The sequence below is a fragment of the Commensalibacter papalotli (ex Botero et al. 2024) genome, assembly GCF_947179115.1.
GTDB classification, from domain to species: domain Bacteria; phylum Pseudomonadota; class Alphaproteobacteria; order Acetobacterales; family Acetobacteraceae; genus Commensalibacter; species Commensalibacter papalotli.
Window position 1 is genome coordinate 239814 of the sequence record NZ_CAMXCI010000002.1, and the last position, 17384, is coordinate 257197.

Annotated in this window: 13 protein-coding genes and 1 tRNA gene; 10 read left to right on the forward strand and 4 right to left on the reverse strand. The window is 35.8% G+C overall.

Going from position 1 to position 17384, the window contains the following annotated elements; genetic code table 11:
- The first annotated feature begins 126 nt into the window (after positions 1-126).
- The 5 genes from truB (at position 127) to QMN76_RS06375 (ending at position 5948) form a co-directional block, all read left to right on the forward strand.
- Positions 127-1047, forward strand: coding sequence for a tRNA pseudouridine(55) synthase TruB (gene truB / locus QMN76_RS06355; RefSeq protein ID WP_034339513.1), 921 nt, complete (start codon positions 127-129; stop codon positions 1045-1047).
- Positions 1048-1070: 23 nt separating this feature from the next.
- Positions 1071-1340, forward strand: a complete 270-nt coding sequence (gene rpsO / locus QMN76_RS06360; RefSeq protein ID WP_034339510.1) for a 30S ribosomal protein S15 — start codon at positions 1071-1073, stop codon at positions 1338-1340.
- A 246-nt stretch (positions 1341-1586) separates the two neighbouring features.
- The gene (pnp, locus tag QMN76_RS06365) at positions 1587-3755 is read left to right on the forward strand and encodes a polyribonucleotide nucleotidyltransferase (protein WP_282024029.1); all 2169 of its coding nucleotides are present in this window, start codon (positions 1587-1589) and stop codon (positions 3753-3755) included.
- A 129-nt stretch (positions 3756-3884) separates the two neighbouring features.
- Positions 3885-5303 carry an NAD(P)H-dependent flavin oxidoreductase gene (locus QMN76_RS06370; protein WP_282024027.1) on the forward strand — a complete coding sequence of 473 codons (1419 nt, stop codon included), beginning with the start codon at positions 3885-3887 and terminating at the stop codon, positions 5301-5303.
- A 129-nt stretch (positions 5304-5432) separates the two neighbouring features.
- The gene (locus QMN76_RS06375; RefSeq protein WP_282024025.1) at positions 5433-5948 is read left to right on the forward strand and encodes a hypothetical protein; all 516 of its coding nucleotides are present in this window, start codon (positions 5433-5435) and stop codon (positions 5946-5948) included.
- 60 nt (positions 5949-6008) lie between these two features.
- On the opposite strand, the gene purD is transcribed toward QMN76_RS06375, so the two are convergent.
- Entirely contained in the window at positions 6009-7280 is a 1272-nt protein-coding gene (gene purD, locus QMN76_RS06380; RefSeq protein ID WP_282024023.1) for a phosphoribosylamine--glycine ligase, read from the reverse strand.
- A gap of 60 nt (positions 7281-7340) precedes the next feature.
- Here purD and xseA point away from each other — a divergent pair, with 60 nt between their 5' ends.
- The 3 genes from xseA (at position 7341) to QMN76_RS06395 (ending at position 9667) form a co-directional block, all read left to right on the forward strand.
- Positions 7341-8786: an exodeoxyribonuclease VII large subunit gene (xseA, locus tag QMN76_RS06385; RefSeq protein WP_408869461.1), complete on the forward strand. Its 1446-nt coding sequence runs from the start codon at positions 7341-7343 to the stop codon at positions 8784-8786.
- Positions 8787-8995: 209 nt separating this feature from the next.
- Positions 8996-9436, forward strand: a complete 441-nt coding sequence (locus tag QMN76_RS06390; protein ID WP_084051562.1) for a YcgN family cysteine cluster protein — start codon at positions 8996-8998, stop codon at positions 9434-9436.
- A gap of 145 nt (positions 9437-9581) precedes the next feature.
- Positions 9582-9667 (forward strand) — tRNA-Leu (locus QMN76_RS06395).
- 574 nt (positions 9668-10241) lie between these two features.
- On the opposite strand, the gene QMN76_RS06400 is transcribed toward QMN76_RS06395, so the two are convergent.
- Entirely contained in the window at positions 10242-11930 is a 1689-nt protein-coding gene (locus tag QMN76_RS06400) for an alginate export family protein (protein ID WP_034339496.1), read from the reverse strand.
- A gap of 208 nt (positions 11931-12138) precedes the next feature.
- Between QMN76_RS06400 and QMN76_RS06405 the strand changes: the two genes are divergently transcribed.
- Positions 12139-12882, forward strand: coding sequence for a HesA/MoeB/ThiF family protein (locus QMN76_RS06405; protein WP_034339494.1), 744 nt, complete (start codon positions 12139-12141; stop codon positions 12880-12882).
- A gap of 1 nt (position 12883) precedes the next feature.
- Here QMN76_RS06405 and QMN76_RS06410 read toward each other — a convergent pair whose 3' ends face one another.
- Together QMN76_RS06410 and QMN76_RS06415 are read right to left on the reverse strand one after the other, a co-directional pair.
- Entirely contained in the window at positions 12884-13546 is a 663-nt protein-coding gene (locus QMN76_RS06410) for a response regulator (protein ID WP_034339492.1), read from the reverse strand.
- Positions 13547-13557: 11 nt separating this feature from the next.
- A complete protein-coding gene (locus QMN76_RS06415; RefSeq protein WP_034339489.1) occupies positions 13558-15504 on the reverse strand; it encodes a histidine kinase in 1947 nt (648 codons plus the stop codon).
- 490 nt (positions 15505-15994) lie between these two features.
- Here QMN76_RS06415 and QMN76_RS06420 point away from each other — a divergent pair, with 490 nt between their 5' ends.
- Positions 15995-17374: a NarK family nitrate/nitrite MFS transporter gene (locus QMN76_RS06420; RefSeq protein WP_282024014.1), complete on the forward strand. Its 1380-nt coding sequence runs from the start codon at positions 15995-15997 to the stop codon at positions 17372-17374.
- Positions 17375-17384: the final 10 nt, after the last annotated feature.

Genomic DNA, 17384 nt, shown 5'->3' on the forward strand with positions numbered 1-17384 from the left:
TATTATAAAATTCTTGCTTTGTATAGAATATATCATTTTATTTTCATCGCTTACCGTGGTAATGAATACAAAAGATTAAGATGTTCTTGATTATTGAGTCAGGATATTAGGAGAGATATCGTATTCATGCGTAATAGGCGTGGACAAACTGTTGATGGTTGGTTGTTAATTGATAAGCCACTAGAGAAAACATCAGCTTTTATTGTAAATAAGGTAAAATATGCTTTTGATGCACGTAAAGTTGGACATAGTGGTACTCTTGACCCTTTGGCAACAGGGCTATTACCGATTGCTTTTGGAAAAGCGACTAAAACTATTCCTTATATTTTAGACAAAGAAAAAAAATATCATTTTACACTGACCTTTGGGGAATCACGGACAACGGATGATGCCGAGGGTGAAGTGCTTGCACGTTCTGATATCAGACCTAGTGATGAAGAAATCAATAAAGCCCTTGAGTTGTTTCAAGGTGAAATTTTACAAGTGCCTCCTATCTTTTCTGCGATAAAAGTAGAAGGGAAACGTTCTTATGATCTTGCCCGACAAGGGGAAATTCCAGAGCTTAAGAAACGTCCAGCGCGTATTGATTCTTTTCGTTTAATCAAGCGTTTGGACAAAGATCGTGCTAAATTTGAAGTTATTTCTGGAAAAGGCGTCTATATGCGCTCTTTAGCCAGAGATTTAGCGGTTGCATGTCGATCTGTTGGATATATATCCGAGTTGCGCCGTCTAAAAGTTGGTCCTTTTGATGTAGCAGATGCATTTTTACTGGACAAAATTGTCGGAAACGACAACAAAGGAGAAGCTTCTTTGGATTTGATTCTGCCTGTTGAGACTGCGCTGGACGACATCCCGGCTCTAGCCCTAACGTCAGATGAAGCCACAGAGCTTGGTTTTGGCCGTGTTCTAGAACGGGGTCAAATCGAGGATCGCGTTTCACAATTTACGAATATTCCTGATGGAATTGTTCGTGCTGTGGATGGGAAGCGTTTTGTTGGATTATGCCGTTTAGATAATGAATGTCTACGTCCAATTCGTATATTTTAATTTTTAGAAAAAAGGATATCACGATGTCGATTACAGCAGTACGTCGTACAGAGTTAATGAAAGAATACCAAACCAAAGAGAACGATACAGGTTCTCCAGAAGTTCAAGTGGCTTTATTAACTGAGAGAATTGTTAACTTAACCGAACATATGAAAGAACATGCAAAAGACTTTCATTCACGTCGTGGTTTGTTAAAATTGGTTGGACAACGTCGCCGTTTATTAAGCTATTTGCGTAATAAAGACCAAGGTCGTTATGAAAACTTAATCAAACGTCTAGGTTTACGCCGTTAGTTATTATTAGGGGCTGGCTTGATATATAATTAAGTCAGCTCCTATTTTGAAATTATACAAAGAGGATAGATAAAGGTTAAAGAGAAATATTTAGATCCCGTTTACAGCGTTTCAGGCCACATGGTGCGATTAATTAATAAATGCAAAATAAAGTTCCATGCCGTCCGAGACGCTGTCATTTGCAGCCTAAGGTGTAAGAGTGATTTAAATTTTTCCTATAATTTATCTTAAAATAGGACATAATTAATGTTTAAATATTATCGTAAAGAAATTGAATGGGGCGGTCGCCCTCTTATCCTGGAAACAGGAAAAATTGCTCGTCAGGCTGATGGTGCTGTTGTTGTGACTTATGGTGGAACGGTTGTTTTATGTACAGCTGTTGGGGATAAAAAAGCTAAACCAGGTCAGGATTTTTTTCCATTAACAGTGCACTATCAAGAAAAAGCATTTGCTGTTGGTAAAATTCCAGGTGGGTTCTTCAAACGCGAAGGACGTGCTTCTGAGGCAGAAACGTTAAACTCTCGTTTAATTGACCGTCCTATTCGTCCATTATTTCCTGAAAATTTCAAGAATGAAGTGCAAGTTATTGCAACCGTATTAAGTCATGACCTTGAAAATGATCCAGCGATTGTTGCTTTGATTGGTTGTTCTGCTGCATTGACTTTATCAGGTATTCCTTTCTTGGGTCCAATTGCAGGTTGTCGCGTTGGTTATAAAAATGGCGAGTACATTTTAAACCCAACGTTATCCGAAGTTGAAGATAGTGAACTTGATTTGGTGGTTGCTGGTACAACTGAAGGCGTTTTGATGGTTGAATCAGAAGCTAAAGAATTAAGTGAAGAAGTGATGTTGGGTGCGGTTAATTTCGGTCACCAAGCAGGACAAGCTGTGATTGACGCGATTATTGCATTGGCTGAACATGCAGCGCGTCAACCTTGGGATTTAATTGAACCTACTGCTGAAGAGAAAAAATTAAAAACACGTGTTGATAAAGTCGGTCGTAAGATTTTGGCAGATGCGTATAAAGAAAAAGAAAAACAAAAACGATATGCTGCCCTTGGTGAAGCTCGTGCTAAAATTATTGAGAAGATCACAGAAGAAGAGTTGGATGCAGAAAAAGCTGTTTCTGTGATTGATAATCTTGAAGCAGATATCGTTCGTACATCAGTGTTAAAAACAGGTATTCGTATTGATGGCCGTGATTTAACAACGGTTCGCCCTATTATTGGTGAAGTTGGTATTTTACCAAGAACACATGGTTCTGCACTATTTACTCGTGGTGAAACGCAAGCATTGGTGGTCACAACATTGGGTACTGCTCAAGATGAGCAAATTGTTGATGCATTAGAGGGTGAACATCGTTCTAACTTTATGTTGCACTATAATTTCCCTCCATACTCTGTTGGTGAATGTGGCCGTATGGGTGCGCCTGGTCGCCGTGAAATTGGCCATGGCAAGCTTGCTTGGCGTGCAATTCGCCCTTTACTCCCTAATAAAGAGCAATTCCCATATACAATGCGTGTTGTTTCAGAAATTACCGAAAGTAATGGCTCATCTTCTATGGCAACCGTTTGCGGTACATCCTTATCCTTGATGGATGCTGGGGTTCCTATGGCTCGTCCAGTTGCAGGGATTGCAATGGGGCTGATCAAAGAAGATAAAGGCGTTGCAGTCTTAACCGATATTCTTGGGGATGAAGATCATCTTGGGGATATGGATTTTAAAGTTGCAGGAACAGACCAGGGTATCACCGCGTTACAGATGGATATTAAAATTACGTCTATTACGCCTGATATTATGAAACAAGCATTGGCACAGGCCAAAGACGGTCGTATGCATATTCTTGGTGAAATGGCTAAAGCATTAACGGAAAGCCGTGCTGAAATTTCTGAAAATGCACCTCATGTTATTATTATGAATATTCCAAAAGAAAAAATCAGAGATCTGATTGGCGCTGGCGGAAAAACTATTCGTGAGATTGTTGAATATGCGGGTTGTAAGATCGATATTGAAGATGATGGTACGATAAAAATTGCGGTTACTTCAAGTGATCAAGAAGCAAGAGCAAGAGAACGTATCGAAGCTATTGTTGTTGAGCCAGAAGTGGGCCGTGTTTACTCTGGTAAAGTTGTAAAAGTTGCTGATTTTGGTGCCTTTGTAAACTTTATGGGTGCACGTGACGGATTGGTTCATATTTCTGAGCTTGCAGAAGGTCGTGTTGCCCGTACCAGCGATATTGTTAAAGTTGATGATATTGTTAAAGTTAAAGTGGTTGGTTTTGATGATCGTGGTAAGATTAAACTTTCTATGCGAGAAGTTGATCAAGAAACTGGAGCTGATATCAGCGAAAGTCTCCCTCCACGCGCGCCATCACCAAGCCGTAATAGAACAGATCGTCCTCAAAGAAGGTCATAAAATAAAAAAACTGGTGGGAAAAGGAATGAAAGTTTTTCTTTTTTCCACTAGAAAAAAATATTTTATATGAGTAAAAGACTTTACTTTAAGAATTTATGTTAGGTATTTGCATTGTGAGCTGGAGCAGTAATGAAATCAGTTAATCCAATTCTCATGGGTGGTAAAGAAGTTTTACCATTAATTGAAGGGGGCAAAGGGGTCGCAATTTCCACAGGAGTCTCTGCAGGACATTGGTCTGCTGCTGGTGGTGTTGGTACTGTTTCTATTGTGAATGCAGATAGCTATGATGTTCATGGACATATTATTCCCCAAGTTTATCATAAAAAAACACGACGCGAACGTCATGAGGAATTGATACAATACGCAATTTCTGGTGGTATTAACCAAGCTAAGATAGCACGTGAGATTGCAGGCCCTGATGCTCCTATTCATGCCAATGTAATGTGGGAAATGGGTGGGTGTGAGCCTGTTATTTCAGCAGTATTAGAGCAAGCCAAAGGAACGATTACGGGTGTTACCTGTGGTGCTGGTATGCCGTTCAGATTATCTGAAATTGCATCTCAATATGGTGTATATTATTACCCGATTATTTCTTCTGGCCGTGCGTTTAATGCGTTATGGCGCAGATCTTATAAAAAAAATCCTGAATGGTTGGGTGGGGTTGTGTATGAAGATCCTTGGCGGGCTGGCGGACATAATGGACTATCAAATAGTGAAGATCCATTAGTACCTCAAGATCCATTCCCAAGGGTTTTAGAGTTGAGACGCGTCATGCGTCAATATGGATTGGATAATACGCCTATTATTATGGCAGGAAGTGTTTGGTGGTTGTCAGAATATGAGGATTGGATCGATAATCCAGATCTTGGCCCGATTGCTTTTCAATTTGGAACGCGGCCTTTGTTAACCAAAGAAAGTCCTATTCCACAAGCATGGAAAAATCGGTTACGCACGCTAAAACAAGGTGATATTTATCTTAATCAATTCTCGCCAACTGGGTTTTACTCTTCTGCGGTTAAAAATAGCTTTTTGTTGGATTTAAAAGCACGTTCAGAACGTCAGGTTTCTTTTGCCAAAGAACCAGAAGGAGAGATGACTGTTCCTTATGAATATGGTGCACGAGGTCGTGTGATTTATGTGACCTCTACGGATCGTGAACATATTGAGCAATGGGAACAACAAGGGTTTAGACAAATGATGTTAACCCCAGACAATACTTATGTTTTTGTAACGCCTGAACAAGCGAAATCTATTCAAAAAGATCAAGCTGATTGTATGGGTTGTTTATCCATGTGTCGTTTTTCTAATTGGTCACAACATAGCCCAGAATATACAACAGGGAATCGTCCAGATCCTCGATCCTTTTGTATTCAAAGAACATTGCAAGATATTGCACATGCTTCTGGTGACAATGCAGATTACATCGTTGATAATAATTTGATGTTCAGTGGAACTCAAGGTTGGCGTTTTGGTTCTGATCCATTTTATGCGAATGGATTTACCCCGACGGTCAAAGAGTTAGTTGACCGTATTTTAACAGGATATTAAAAACGTTTGCAAAGCCCTCTAATAATTTAGAGGGCTTTTTTGATATCGAACAATAAATTTGGCATTTAGGAAAAATAACTTTTTATTAGGGAAAAAAAAGATAAATATATTTAAAATAAGTTCGATAAAATGAAGTTTATTACAGATAACACTTTTTCATTAAAACCTATTTTGAAATGGAACGGTTCATTTAGTGAGAAAAGTCGTGTTTTGATCAATGGACATCTTACTCGTTATAAAGTTTATGGAGAAATTTTATATAAGTGCATTCAAGTTTATTCTTATTATTTATTATTTATAACTTATGAAGAGGATATGATATATGTGTCGAATGTTTATTTGTTTAATAATAAAGAAAAGAAAATAGATAAAGCCAAAATTTATGCTTCTTATTTACAAGATGATTTAAATGCTCTTTTTGGTTTAATAGATGAAGACACATATTCTGGAGAGTTAACAGATTTTAAGTTTGTATCTTCTAATGAAATGACTTTTAAGTTTTTTAAAAGTATTTGGAAGTTAGAAATTTTAGAAAAACCACGTTGTTATTTATATTCAGATATGGTTGATAGATCTTGTGGTCGTTTATTAGAGAGACCACCAGGATTAAGGACATATCTAAAATTTAATATTGTTCACAATTAATCCCTTTAGTTTTGCCTACAAACTGTATTTTAGTTCATAGGCAATATTAAAAAAAAGTAATTATTTTCTTAACGCGCGATTACCAATATCATTGCGCCAAATGCCATCTTTCCATTCAATTTTACGAACAGCTTGATAAGCAATCTCTTGGGCTTTAGCTAGATCATCGTGTAAGACAGAGACGCATAATACACGTCCCCCCGCAGCACAAAGTTCGTTATTATTCATAGTCGTTCCAGCGTGAAATACTTTGACATTGGGTAATGCTTCTGCTGCTTCTATATTGGAAATAACACCACCTGTTGTTGGGGTTCCAGGATAGCCTTTGGCAGCCATAATAATACAAATCCCAGCTTGATCAGAGAATTTGATTTCTGATTGAGAAAGTTTGCCTTGGCTAAGGTTAAACAAAATTTCTAATAGATCAGATTGTAAACGCGGTAAAAGCACTTCGGCTTCTGGATCTCCAAAACGAGTATTATACTCGATTAATGCAGGTCCTTTTGCGGTTAACATCAACCCAGCAAAGATCACGCCACGGAATGGCGTGCCTCTGTTGCTCATTTCTTTAAGCATCGGACGAACGGTTAAATCCAAAGCATGTTCTTGAGCAGCTTTATCAAAGAAAGGTGGAGGAGATACCGCACCCATTCCGCCTGTATTGGGGCCAGTATCGCCATCACCAATACGTTTATGATCTTGCGCAGCACCAATAAGCACGGCTGTTTCTCCATCACAAAATGCGAATAGGGAAACTTCTTCACCCGTTAGGAATTCTTCAATAACGACCTTGTGCCCAGCTTGTCCGAAAGCAGAGCCTCCCAGCATATCTTTAACTGTTTGTTCGGCTTCTGTAAAATCAGCGGCGATAATAACACCTTTACCTGCGGCCAAGCCATCAGCCTTGATAACAATTGGGAAAGTTTGTGTTTTAAGATAGGAAATTGCGGCATCACAATTGGTAAATTCTTGCCATTGAGCTGTTGGTATATTGGCAGCATCACAAACGATTTTAGTAAAGCTTTTACTGCCTTCTAATTGTGCGGCTTCTTGCGTAGGCCCTGCGCAGAGTATATTGACAGCATTACACGCATCGGTTAACCCTTTGACAAGTGGTAATTCTGGGCCAGGAATGACAAGGTCAACATGATTTTCTTGTGCAAATTTTATTAAATCAGTGATATTATCGACTTTGATATCAATATTTTTACCATATTGAGCAGTACCTGGATTTCCTGGTGCGATAAATAGCTCTGTAAGTTTTGGGGAACGGGCAATAGCCATGGCAATGGCGTGTTCTCTGCCTCCTGAACCGACCAGTAAAACTCGCATTGTGATTTCTTTCCTTTTTTATATTCTTTACTTAAGTAAGGTTTATCATATTTTATGTCTATGAATGACCAACTTTCTGATTCGATGACTGATAATATACCAGAATTTACCGTAGGGGATATCTCTACAGCGATTAAACGTATTTTAGAAGGGAATTTTTCACGGGTAAAAGTTCGTGGAGAAGTTACAGAGTTAAAGCAATATCCTTCGGGTCATATTTATTTTTCATTGAAAGATGAGCAAGGGAAACTGACCGCAATTATTTGGCGCTTTACAGCCGCCAAATTGAAAATGCAGCTGGAAAATGGAATTGAAATTGTTGCCACAGGTAAAATCTCTTCTTATGGTGAGCGTTCTTCGTATCAGTTGATTGTGGATCAAGTCGATTATGCAGGTGAGGGAGCAATGCTTGCCCGAATCGAAAAGCTGCGTAAAAAATTAGAAGAAGAGGGACTTTTTGCTCAGGAACGAAAACGGTTAATTCCTTTATTGCCTCAAACGGTTGGTGTGATTACTTCTCCCAAAGGGGCGGTTTTACATGATATTAAAACAACGATTGCACGGCGCTTTCCCAGAGACATTATTATTTGGCCTGTTGCTGTTCAGGGAGATGGAGCTGCAGAGCAAATTGCTTTAGCGATTGAAGGGTTTAATCAGTTTAACTCGGAAACGCAAATTTCTCGTCCGGATATTCTTATCGTTGCCAGAGGGGGTGGTTCTCTTGAAGATTTGATGGCGTTTAATGATGAACGCGTCGTCAGAGCGGCTGCGAACTCGCAAATTCCGTTGATTTCTGCTGTGGGGCATGAAACAGATACAACTTTAATTGACTTTGCGTCTGATCGTAGAGCACCAACACCGACGGCTGCTGCTGAAATGGCTGTGCCATCAAAAGCGGATATGATCGCAGGATTGATGCAATATACCACACGGTTAAGTAAAGGATTGATTCATCTTAATCAGGCTTATCGTTTGCAGCTTAATAAAGCAGTTGCTAAACTTCCTGATATTCCTACCTTACTGGCACAAAGTCGGATGCGTTTGGATGATCGTTCATATCGCTTGGATTTGGCATTGCCTGCTTTGGTGATGAAACGCCGTCATCGCTTATCAGCTATAAAACCTGTAGATCAATATGTTGTTGGTCTAATTCATCGTTTTAAAAATTATCTAGAAATGAATAAGATGCAAATGGCGTCCTCTTGGCGACATTATGTGCAACAGCAGAAAAGCGCACTTCCATTTTTTTCTGTATCAACTATTAAAACATTATCTAGAGAGAAAACCTTGCGTTTGGAAGGTTTATCTGCACGTTTAGAAGCGTTATCACCTCATGCTGTGCTGTCGCGCGGTTATGTGTTTGTTAAAGATAAACATGGGAATACGGTTACTCAAGCTAGGAAATTGAGAGCAGGTTCTGAACTAAACTTGATTTTTTATGACGGAGAAAAAACAGTTCGGGTTGTTAAAGAGCAAGATAAACGTCAAGAAATGTTAGATATATAATAATTATTTGATGTAATTTAGGACAGGTAATTGATTGATTACGTGATCTTAAGAGGACAAATATAATTTTAATTTATATTATTTTGTTATAAGAGATTATTTTAAATCATACATATCCGATTAGATAATACAAAAGCTCTTTATTTAAATCTGGAATTGTATAGTACATATAAAAGATTGAGATTATATTTTTGGTGTTAATAAATAATATGGAAACATACTGGCAGGAACTATCTCTTGAGCAGATGGATAAAGAGCAATGGGAGGCTCTGTGTGATCGTTGTGGTCGCTGTTGTTTGCATAAATTACGTGATGAAGACACAAATGAAATTGCTTATACCAATGTTGCGTGTCGATTATTAGATACGCAAACAGGGCAATGTTCGGATTATTGTCGCAGAAAAATTCGTATTCCTGATTGCATTCAGCTGACTCAAGAAATGCTATCTGAAATTGATTGGTTGCCTCCTACATGTGCGTATCGTCTTGTTTCAGAAGGAAAAAATTTGCCTGAATGGCATTATTTGCGTTCTGGAAGTTTTGATACAGTCCATAGCTCAGGAATTTCCGTTAAGGGGCGCGTAATTAACGAACGAGATGCTGGTGATATAGAGGATTATATTGTTGATTGGCCAGCACAAGAATCGTAAGTTAAAGCAACATAAAGTGGCGGTTTAACCTTTACCCTTTGAAAATTTTAGTTTTTTTAATAGCAATAAAAAAAATTGTTTTTTTTGCAATTATTTATTTGACCTTTTAGATCTTCATGCTATTAATACCATACAAACATCAAGAGCGAGCTTGGCGGAATGGTAGACGCTCAAGACTTAAAATCTTGTGTCCAATTGGACGTGTGGGTTCAAGTCCCACAGTTCGCACCATTGATGTTTGTTTTAATCCATTGATAATGCTGGTTTTGTCAGGTTACTCATAACCTCAGCTTGCTTTTTGTCAGATCAACTTATAAAATATAAAAGTTCCGATATTTGCAAAAAGATCTGCAATAATTTCCTATATTAAAAAAATTTCTCATTATATTAAATAGTCGGAAAAAGTGTAATTCATTTTTTTAGTTATAAAAAATAATAAAGTTGCTGATAATTTAATATTGAACCTTATCGTTTAATGAATGAATAATTTGAAAGATTAAGACCTATCTCAATCAAAGTAATGAAATTGATAATGATATTATAATATCATTCGAGGAATTACTGAGTTTTGTGGTGAAAAAGAACCTCATTATTCAACAGGGCTGGGTGCAAGAAATTGTAAATAGTTGATTGAGTAGCTGCCTGACAATAATGGCAGCAACGCAAAAAATAAAAAAACAGCATATTTATGATATTAAAATAAAAGAGTTTTATAATAAAGCTGTTAATGTTTAAGATTAAATGGGGTTGCCTATTATAAAAAAACAGTAATCTATACCCCATAATCTATTGTTAAAACTTAAATCTAGAATCTAAAATCTAGGGTTTCCATAACAAAAGCACCATTTTTTGCACCAGCATTTCTTATTGATTTAGACCCAATAAACCCTGCAAAATCATTCGTTAAAACAAGATGAGGCGCAATGGCATAAGCAAAGGTAAATTGAGGTAAAGCACCAACAAATCCGCCTGAAAAATTTTCTCTGAGGGGATAATTAATACCAATACCATAAATCGTATCATTAGTGCTTGCTCTCCACATCACAGGAGCATGAAGTTTAAGTAAAGTTTTTGGTGTTGGGTTATAAGTAATTAAAGGCCCTGTACTAATAACGTTAGATAAATTCATATAAAGAGTCATATCTTGATAATTGGCTGTTGGGAAATAAGGGGAGGCAAAATTATGAATAGCACCTTTTGTTTTTTTATAATTTCCCCCAGAGTAATAGTCACTTTGTAACCCTAGGGTTGGTTTACCTGCAATGTTTGTAAAAGTGTAAGAAAACAACGTATTGAATGCAAAAGCACTTACAGGGCGTGAATCTCCTCCTTTTGCAGGTCTGAATTCTCCTCCTTGATAGATACCAATGATTTCAAGGTTAATATCTCCAATATTTCCACCTATTCTTCCACCAATATTATCTCGGCGGCTTGATCCCTTTTGCCAACCTCCAATACTTGATGTTGGAATAGAGGCCGGTGTTCCACTGTATAAATATCCCATAAAGAAACTATCAACATAAAGCTGGCTTTTTTTCCCAAAAGCAGTAAATGTTGGTAGGGCTAAGCTTGCATATCCACCATAAAGTCGAGCATTCCAGCTGGGACCGTATCCAAAAATTTTTCTATCGGTTAAATCTGTTTGCCAAAAATCAAAAAGGTCAACGCGAAAACGCTCCCATATGGCGTAACCTCTGACTCCATCCCAACTTTGCCTGACGTTTGTAATTTCGCGTGGTGAGGTTAGAGATAGTGGAGCATCCACAAAAAATTGTCTTCCCCCCATAACCCCCATCTTAGCCCCAAGCAAGTTTACTTTTAACTCTAAAAAACCTTGTTGAAGATCAAGCCTTTTACGTTGAAAACCTGTTTGATATCCAAAAGTATTGCTGCCTCCAGCAACGGCATTAATAAGCTCGGCATATGCACGAACATGTTGGCCAATATGTAGATCAGCACCATATAAACTGCGTAAAAGAAGCTTATTAGAATTCTTTTTGGTTGTATATCCTAGATAAGGCTGAGAATCATAAACATAACGTAAACGCTCATTTCCATTTAAACTTAGCCAAATTGTACCAGAATCATTAAGAGGAATATATTTTAAGCGATTAAACCAATCTTTGTTTCTATTGGGGTCATTGCATAATCCACTCCAGTCTTCAGCCCAGCGCGCTTGTGCATATGGTGCATTATTTCCAAAACCATACCATGAATAGTTACCGACGGCACCAAAACCAGCAGCAGCTCCTTTATTATTGTTAAAGGCACTTCCCCAATCTGGATGCCTGCTTTCTCCATATTTTCCTGCAGCAGTAACAACTTTTTTACAACGCTTATCAATCAATGTGTTATCATCAATGGAACTATTAGCAGAGGAGCTTATTTTTGTAACGGTTTGTGCAAAGCTAGGTGAAAAAGAGATAAAAGTACAAGATAGCAATAAAGTGATTGTTTTTAATTTTTTATAAATAAGCATTTGGTTATCATTCATGATATAACGTCGCTTTTTAATTAGAGTAACTTTATCTTATCTTATCTTTTTAAATTTTTAATCCTATTGGCTTGAAGTGTATAAATTATAGTTATTGAGCACAGACAAACTATATACTTTTGAATAATACGAACTACCTATTTTAGTAATAGAATATTCAAGAAAAAAAAGACTATAATTAAATTTTTATTTTTATAGTAATAACCAAATGGATGATTCTCAATTAATACGATATAGCCGACATATATTATTGCCCCAAATTGATTTAAAAGGGCAACGAACGCTATTGAACAGTAAAATACTCATCATCGGCTGTGGGGGATTAGGGTGTGCTGTTATTCCTTTACTAGCAGCTGCGGGTATTGGGGGTTTAACTTGTGTTGATGATGACAAAGTGGATTTATCAAATTTGCAAAGGCAAACACATTATATACATGCTGATATTGGGAAATATAAAGCAGAGGTAATGAAAGCCTTTATACAAAAGCAAAATCAAGATGTACAAGTCCATACCATAACTCAAAGATTAATCGTAGATGACTTGATTTTATTATGTAAACAGCATGATATCGTAATTGATTGCAGTGATAATTTACAAACTCGACATAATGTTAATCAGGCGGCTTTTACCAGTAAAACTCCACTGGTATTTGGCTCAGCACTTCGTTTTGAAGGACAGTTAAGCGTTTTTAATAGTCGCAATATATCGTCTCCATGTTATGCTTGTTTATTCGATGGACAGGATAATGGGCAAGATAGTTGTTCTTTTTCAGGTGTTTTTTCGCCGCTGGTCAGCGTTATTGGTTCAATGCAAGCTGCAGAAGCTTTGAAAATTATTTTAAATATTGGCGATATTGTTACAGGAAGATTACTTCATTATAATGCATTAAATGCACAGTTTTACCAAGTTGCTTTTGATCGTAATCCTAGCTGTAAAATCTGTGGTCATTAATTTATATTTTATTAAACCCGTGTTCAAGTGCAAAAACAGCTGCCTGAACGCGGCTATGTATATTTAATTTGCGTAAAATATTTTGCACATGCAATTTGATTGTGCTTTCGGACAAATTAAAAAAACGAGCAATTTCTTTATTGCTGACACCTTTGGTTAACCATGCCAGAATTTCTTTTTCTCTTGGCGTTAATGTTTCGTACAGGTTATAAGGTTCATCATTATGTTGTTTTGAGGATTTAAATTGCCCAATTAACTTCGTTGTCATTTCAGGGGATAAGATATTATTGCCCTCTAATGTTTTGCGAATGCTATTTAATAAAAAATCGGTATCGATATTTTTTAATAGATATCCTTTGGCTCCAATTTTCATACATTCCAACAAATCTTCATCATCTTCAGAAACAGTTAAAATTAATATTTTTAAAGTAGGATCAGTATTTAATAATTGTTGTAATGTTTCTTTACCAGCCATAACAGGCATGTCAAGGTCAAGTAAAATAATATCTGGATGGAGGGCTCCAGCAAGTTTTACCCCTTGCAGGCCATCTTGTGCTTCACCAACGATTTCAAAATCTTTTTCAGTTTCGAGTAAAAATTTTAATCCCGAGCGAAAAAGAGCATGATCGTCAATTAATAAAATTTTGATTATAGGATGGGTCATAGTTATTTCCATTATTGTTGTGGAATTATTAATTCAATGGTTGTTCCATGTTGTAAAATAGAGGTTATATTAATGATTCCACAGGCTTTTTCAGTTCTTTCTTTCATGATAGATAAACCTACATGACTTAATTTTTTCTTTTTAATTATCTCTATATCAAAACCAATACCATCATCTTCGATACGCATAATAAAGTTTTTTCCATTTTCAAAAGTAACTTTTGCTTGGCTGCAAGAGGAGTGTTTGCGGATATTGGACAATGCTTCTTGCAAAATAAAAACAACTTGTAATTGTTGTTGTTGGGTTAGAAAAAAATGTTGATTTAGATTATTGGTTTCAATTGGTATTGAAGTTTGAGCTTTAAAACGTTTTAAGACTTTTTGAACGACTTCTTGAAAATTTTCAGTATGGTTGATTTTAGTTCTGAAATTTAAAAGGAGCTCTCTGACATCTTCATAGGATTCTTGGATACCTTTTTGTATGAAATTTAGATTTTGTAGAATTCTATTATAATCTTTTTGATTAATTGCTTTTTCTAGCATTTGCGTTTGTAAATTCAAAAAGGAAAGGGATTGCGCTATACTGTCATGTAAGCCTTGTGCAATCATATTTCTTTCTTCGAGAATAGCAAGTTGTTTTTCTTTTAGTGTAAGTTGTTGATTTTCTATAGAAATTGCTAATTGCTTGGTTAGTGTTTTAATTAAATAATGATTTTGATTTTCTTTTTCAGAAGAAGTTCTTGGATTCTTAAAATACAAAACAACCATTCCTATTTCATTATTATTATGCCAAATAGGAAAAATAACAAAATGGTCAAAAGCTGCTTCTATACAATTTGGAATTGAAAGGTCTAATTTATTTTGTTGTTTGGTTTGAATATATATAGGGTTTGGATTTTTAGGTAATACAGTTACATCAAAAAAACAATGTGAAGAAAAATAGCATTTTTTTACAATGTCTGATTGTTTTGGCAGTCCTTGACTATATAGAAAATCAAGAGAGGTCTTATCCTTATTAAGAACCCCGATAAAACCACCATCTGCATATCCTAGTGAAATGATTTTATTTAGAAAACTTTCTAAAATAGTATCTTGCATATGACTTTCATGTAAAAAAATTGTCATATCATACAGAATCGCAAGTTCGTGGTTTTTTTCTTCTAATGCAATTGTTTTTTGAGATACTTTTTGTTCAAGATTATTATATAAATCTTGTAAATTATCTGCCATTTTATTGAAACCAGCTGATACAACGCTAAACTCATCTTTGTTTGTAATAACGATACGTTCAGATAAATTGCCAATGCTTAATTGTTGAATGGCATTTTGTAAGCGTGTTAAGGGACTTATTACAAACTTATATAAAAGATAAATGGCAGAAAAAGCAGTAAAAATAACCATAATAATTAAGATGGTTTGTATAAATCTTAACCAAATAATATTTTGAGTATTTTGATTTTCAATTAATTTTACGAGTTGATTAATATACCCTACAAACTGATCTGCAACTTGTAACTCTTTTGGGGATAAAATAGTATTAAAAGCATAGGGCTTGTTTAGTAAGGGTAAGACATTTTTTTGATAATATTGTTCTATAACCTCTATTTGTTTATCAATTTTGGCATTATTTGGAAAAATAAAATTATTTCTGTCTGATTTTAACAAATTATTCAGAATAAATACAAAATCATTTTGTTCAGATTGTAATGCTTTTTGATGATCAGGTTGAGAAACTAAGGTAATCATATGATAGATTTTCATGCGTAAACTACCTGCATAATTAATATCTTTACCTGCATTTTCTAGCTGCCAAAGTAAGGTAAGAGCATATCCTGTAAAAAAAATAGCTCCTGTTACCCATACAATAATTGAAATGAGTAATTTAAGAGAGAGGCTATGTCGTCTTGATATTTTTTTCATCTCATTTTTTGTATGGTTAATTTTTTGAGTAACTGTCATATTTTATTTGATATAAGTGTTCGTCAGTATATTTAAAGTCAAGTTTTGATGTAAATTGATGTGTTCACGTTAATTATGTATCGGTATTAATAGAACCTGTTGGACCTTGGTCTTTTCTTTATTGTGGAGAATAAGGCAATAGCATAAGCAATTTTTTTTATAGATTACAAGATACCAATAAACCCAATAAAAAATTAATTAATAACTGAGAGATATTGTTACTCTTAATTTATTTTATACTTTTCCAACCATTATACTAAATATGAATTTTAATCTATAACATTAAAAACAATAACAAAAACTAGTCCGAAAGTACTAGATAATACCTAGCCAAATATATGGTTTTTTTTGCCCCTTAGTTGAATAGGTTTACAATTTCAAATGTATTAAATTGATATGTAATTTTAAGCCAGAATAAGAAATATTAACTATATTGAATCCTTTATTTGGCAAATTACACAAGAAATTATCTTGTAATAGGAAATTATACATGTCCAAATATATAACCAACTGGGAGCCAGAAAATAAAGATTTTTGGCAAAAGCAAGGGAAAAAGATAGCAACACGAAATCTATGGATTTCAGTACCAGCACTTTTACTTGCTTTTGTCGTATGGTCTTTGTGGAGTGTAGTTGTCATTTATTTGCCCAAACTTGGTTTTAATTACGATTCAAATCAATTGATGTTATTAACTGCTTTACCTGCATTATCGGGTGCAACATTACGAATATTCTATGCATTTATGGTGCCTATTTTTGGTGGCAGAAAATGGACATTTTTTTCTACTGCATTGACAATAATTCCATTGGTTTGGTTTGGAATATGTGTTCAAAATCCAGAAACAAGTTTCACAACAATGGCGATTATCGCCTTACTATGTGGTTTTGGTGGTGGGAATTTTAGTTCATCTATGGCGAATATTGGATATTTCTTTCCAAAGACAGAAAAAGGGTATGCAACTGGGGTTAATGCAGGTTTAGGAAATCTTGGGGTTTCTGTATTGCAATTTGCAGCACCTTTAGTGATCGGTGTCGGAATTTTTGGTTCTTTTGGTGGTGATCCTAAAACAATCGTGCAACATGGGCATGAAACATCTATATGGTTACAAAATATAGGGTTCATATGGATTCCTATGATTGTATTAGCCTTAGTCTTTATTTGGTTTGGAATGAATGATCTGGCATCTGCAAAAGCATCCTTTTCCGAACAGTCTGCAATTTTTAAACGCAAAGATAATTGGCTTTTATGTTGGTTATATCTGGGAATGTTCGGGTCTTTTATTGGGTATTCTGCGGTATTTCCGATATTTGTTAAACATTCATTTCCTGATATTGATCCTTTGACATATGCATTTTTAGGACCTTTGCTTGGGTCAATCTTTAGAGTTGTTGGGGGAATGATTTCTGATAAAATTAGACCAACAATCGTTACACAAATTTCTTATGTAGGTGTGATTATTTTTACGGTTGCTGTGTTGTATTTCATTCCTCAAAACGGGCAGCCTGGGCATTTTATGGGTTTTTTCATAAGCTTTATGTTGATCTTTGTTTTTGTTGGGTTGGGAAATGGGTCGGTATTCGCGCAAACTCCGGTCGTTTTTGCACGCTTTCATCGTAAATTGGCAGCTTCAACAAATATGAATGCAGAAGATTCTGCTAAGATTGCTGTTAAAGAAACAGGTGCTGTTCTTGGGTTTATGGGTGCTATTGGTGCTTATGGTGGATTTATTATTCCAAAATTTTGTGGAACGGCAGTTGCTTACACTGGATCATTTAATCTGGCGTTTTACTGTTTTATTGCTTTTTACTGTACGTGTCTCTTGGTGAATTGGTGGTTCTATCTTCGTAAAAGCGCAACGAGTGCATGTTAATTGGTATTAT